This is a genomic window from Pseudoalteromonas sp. APAL1 (assembly GCF_021532475.1).
GTDB classification, from domain to species: Bacteria; Pseudomonadota; Gammaproteobacteria; order Enterobacterales; family Alteromonadaceae; genus Pseudoalteromonas; species Pseudoalteromonas lipolytica_C.
The window spans coordinates 1-3,976 of the sequence record NZ_JAKGAW010000094.1; the positions used below are offsets into that span (position 1 = coordinate 1).

The 3,976-nt window shown below is 43.3% G+C and carries 2 protein-coding genes; both read left to right on the plus strand.

From position 1 onward, the window contains the following. On the plus strand, positions 1-1,129 hold a 1,129-nt coding region (locus tag L1264_RS21290; protein ID WP_235404637.1), incomplete at its 5' end, for a Xaa-Pro dipeptidase. A gap of 195 nt (positions 1,130-1,324) precedes the next feature. Continuing rightward, entirely contained in the window at positions 1,325-3,736 is a 2,412-nt protein-coding gene (locus L1264_RS21295; RefSeq protein WP_235404638.1) for a TonB-dependent receptor, read from the plus strand. The last annotated feature ends 240 nt before the right edge of the window (positions 3,737-3,976 follow it).

Sequence of the window (3,976 nt, forward strand, 5' to 3'; positions counted from 1 at the left end):
AGATAACGGTCAAATTACAGCTGTACAAAGCAATAAACAGCCAAACTTAAAAGACGGCGATAAGCACATTCAATTACCAGAGCTGACTCTGGTGCCGGGTTTAATGGATATGCATGTGCATTTAACGAGCGACCCTACTGTGCCGCGCAGTGAGCGAATTGGTCAATCGATTCCGCGTAAAGCAATTAAAGCGGCACACTTTGCCGAAAAAACACTGTATGCAGGTTTTACAACGCTGCGTAACTTAGGCGCAGAAGGCTACAGCGTGATTGCAGTACGCGATGGCATTAACTCAGGCGATATTGTTGGCCCACGTATTTGGGCGGCTGGCCCGTCTTTAGGTGTTACTGGCGGTCACTGCGATAACAACCGTTTACCACCAGAAATGAAATACACCGCCGAAGGCGTTGCCGATGGCCCATGGGCAGTGCGCGCTAAAGTACGTGAAAACATTAAGTACGGTGCTAATGCCATTAAGTTTTGCGCTACAGGCGGCGTATTCTCAAAAGGCACAAAAGTCGGTATTCAGCAATATAGCCAAGACGAAATGAACGCCATTGTTGACGAAGCTCATTTACGTGGCCTAACCGTTGCTGCCCATGCGCATGGTACCAGTGGCATTAAAGCGGCCATTGTTGCCGGTGTAGACAGTGTTGAGCACGTTAGCTTTGTTGATGACGAAGCCATTAAACTTGCGAAAAAACATGGCACTTGGTTCTCAATGGATATTTACAACACTGAGTACACTCTTACCTTTGGTGAACAAAATGGGGTTGCAGAAGAAAACCTAAATAAAGAGCGCCAAGTATCTAAAAAGCAACGCGATAGCTTTAGCCGTGCAGTAAAAGCAGGCGTAAACATGGTATTTGGTACCGATGCGGCGATTTACCCTCATGGCGACAATGCAAAGCAGTTTTCGCGTATGGTTGAATTTGGTATGACCCCCCTGCAAGCATTGCAGTCTGCCACCATCAATAGTGCCAAACTACTTAAAGCTGATGATCAACTTGGCCAAATCAAAAGCGGTTTCTTAGCCGATATTATTGCCGTTAAAGGCAACCCGCTTGAAAACATTGCAGTACTTGAAGATGTACAATTTGTTATGAAAGACGGCAAAGTTTTTAAATAAGCTATTTTGCTGGCTTTGCATGAGTGAAGCCAGCAACCTTCCTTGTATCTATATCGTAAACAAGATTACCAACCATAAAACTAGTTGTTAGCAACTTGTATCTAAACAAGGAAATTACCTAAAACAGATAAATAAAACTTGAAATGAAAACAACTCGCATTATCATTGCCGAAAAACTTCGACAATTTACCTATAATGACGACATATAAATACTCAATTTTAGCCCTAGCCTGCTTAAGCGCATTCAATGCAACCGCCGACGATTTAGACTCAGTTGAACGTATTACCGTATACGACAAACAAAACCGTGTGGTACTTGATTCTGGCCTCGCTACTAAATCAAATATGAGCCTAATGGAAACACCAGCTCCTGTAGTGGTTGTAGACCAAGAGCTTATCAACTCGCAAGGCGCAACAAACTTACAAGACTTAGTGCGTAACATCAGTGGTGTAACTCAAGCCGGTAATAACTACGGCATTGGCGATAACTTAGTGATCCGCGGTTTAGGCGCTAACTATACTTATGATGGCATGTACGGTGGTGCAGGCCTAGGTAACACCTTTAACCCAACACGTTCAATGACCAATGTTGAATCTGTAGAAGTACTTAAAGGCCCAGCAACGGGCTTATATGGTATGGGTAGCGCAGGTGGTGTTATCAACCTAATTGAAAAGAAGCCACAATTTACTGAGCAGCACACCGTTAATGCTGAGCTTGGTCAATGGGATAGCTACTCATTAGGCTTTGATAGCACAGCAGCATTAACCGAAAACCTTGCTTATCGCGTTAACGCAAAAACTGCTCGTAGCGATGGTTACCGCGACTTAAAAGACGACCGTGATGAAATTTATGGCGCGTTAAAATATGTATTAAGCGACAAACAAGACATCATGATTTCTGCCGCTTATATCAAAGATGCCATTGCTGTTGATTCAATTGGCCACCCTATTCGTATTTTTAACAGTGACTCAGTAAATGGTAAAACCGCAGGTGAAGTAACCGCTGCCGATTTAATTAACGATGCAACAGCAAAAGGCCTGCAACTAACCGAACAGCAACGCCAACAATTGGCAGACTCACTGGCAGCAAATGATGGCCTAACACCTTATACCTTTGGTCATAACGGTATTATCTCGCCAATGGCAAATGACAACGAAGGCGAAGAACTGCGCTTTAAGTTAACTCATAACTACTTCATTACTGATAATTTATTTTTAAATCAGCAATTACAATACCGTAATTACGAATCGAGCTTTGCCCGCCAAACGGGTGCTTATAACTATGTTTATTGGAACCGTAATGGCGTGATCAATGCAGACCCGCGCGCACCTTTAGTGGTTGATGACGTACTTTACCCATTTGCCGCGCGTCGCCAAGAATACCGCCAAGTAGAAGCTGACGAAAAATCATGGCAATACTTTGCTGACTTGCGTTATGACTTTAGCTTTGCCGGTATTGATAACGAACTACTTGTAAACGCCAACTACGAAGACCGCGATATTCGTTTTAAACAATACTCAATTTACGATGCTGATCAGGTCATTAAAAACAAAGATGGAGAGGTTATTTACCAAGGTCAATTACCTTACATTTTTGATATTCGTAACCCGAACTGGGGCGAAGGCAGCTTTTTTGATTACGACCCGCTAAAAACCAGCGATTACAACAAAAAGGTTCAGGCTTGGGGTGTGGGTATTCAACATGTTGCCTATATTCACGATACCTTTACAACCCGAGTAGGCGTTGCCTTTAACCGTATCAAACAAAGCTACGAACACTTTGGTGTTGATGCGCGCTACCGTGCCAGTGCCGCCGAACCAACACCAGAAGCAGATACATCAGACAGCGGTATGACCTACAACCTAGGTGCAACCTACAAACTGAGCGATGATATCTCGTTCTTTGTAAACCACTCTAAAGGCCGTACAGCCTACAGCGTGCTTGGCAGTGTATCGGGTAACGAAGCAGACCGCGATGACGCAGAGTCAGTCAGTAACGACATTGGTATGCGTGTAAAAGCGTTTGACGATCAACTACTAGCATCACTGGTGGTATTTGATAGTGCCCGTACAAACCTTGAGTATGCCAACCCAGATTATGAAGCCGGCGTATCTGATGCCTCAGTACCAAAAAGCTTTTACGATGGTGAAGAGCAAACCAAAGGTGTTGAACTTGATTTAAATGCCGATTTAAACGAGCAATGGAAACTTAACGTAAACGCGGTGTATCAAGACGCCCGCGATAAGCAAAATCCAAATTCATCAAGCTTTGATTCTCGCCAAAAAGGTGTGCCTTATGTAACAGCAAGCAGCTGGTTAAGCTATGACGCTAAATGGTTTGATTTAGCCGAGCCACTGACAATTAGCGCAGGCGTACAGTATGTTGATGACCGCAGCACAAACTCAACCTCGTTTGGTATTCCAGATGGCTACGTACCAAGCTACACCGTATACGACGCCGCCATTCAATACAAAACAGATGATTGGAAACTACAGTTAAACCTAAATAACTTGTTTAACAAAACCTATTACTCAAAAGCCATGTTCTTAGGCGGTATGCCAGGTGAAGAGCGTAATGCTAAAGTAACCTTTAGCTACACACTTTAATTGTGAAATAAGAGCAAAAAGCGCGGCTTAGTTAGGTCGCGTTTTTTTTTAGTGAGAGCTAGTTTGTCTAGTGGCTTTATGAACAGAAAAATTGAACCAAAAGGCAACTTTGTGCACAGACTGTGTGAAAACTAATTTTTAATAAATTGTCTTGGGTATGTTCTTAGTTTGAAACCATTTAAGATGGTTGCGATCGATTTTTTCTCAGTATCGCAATTTTCTCCGCGCGAGCGAAACTGC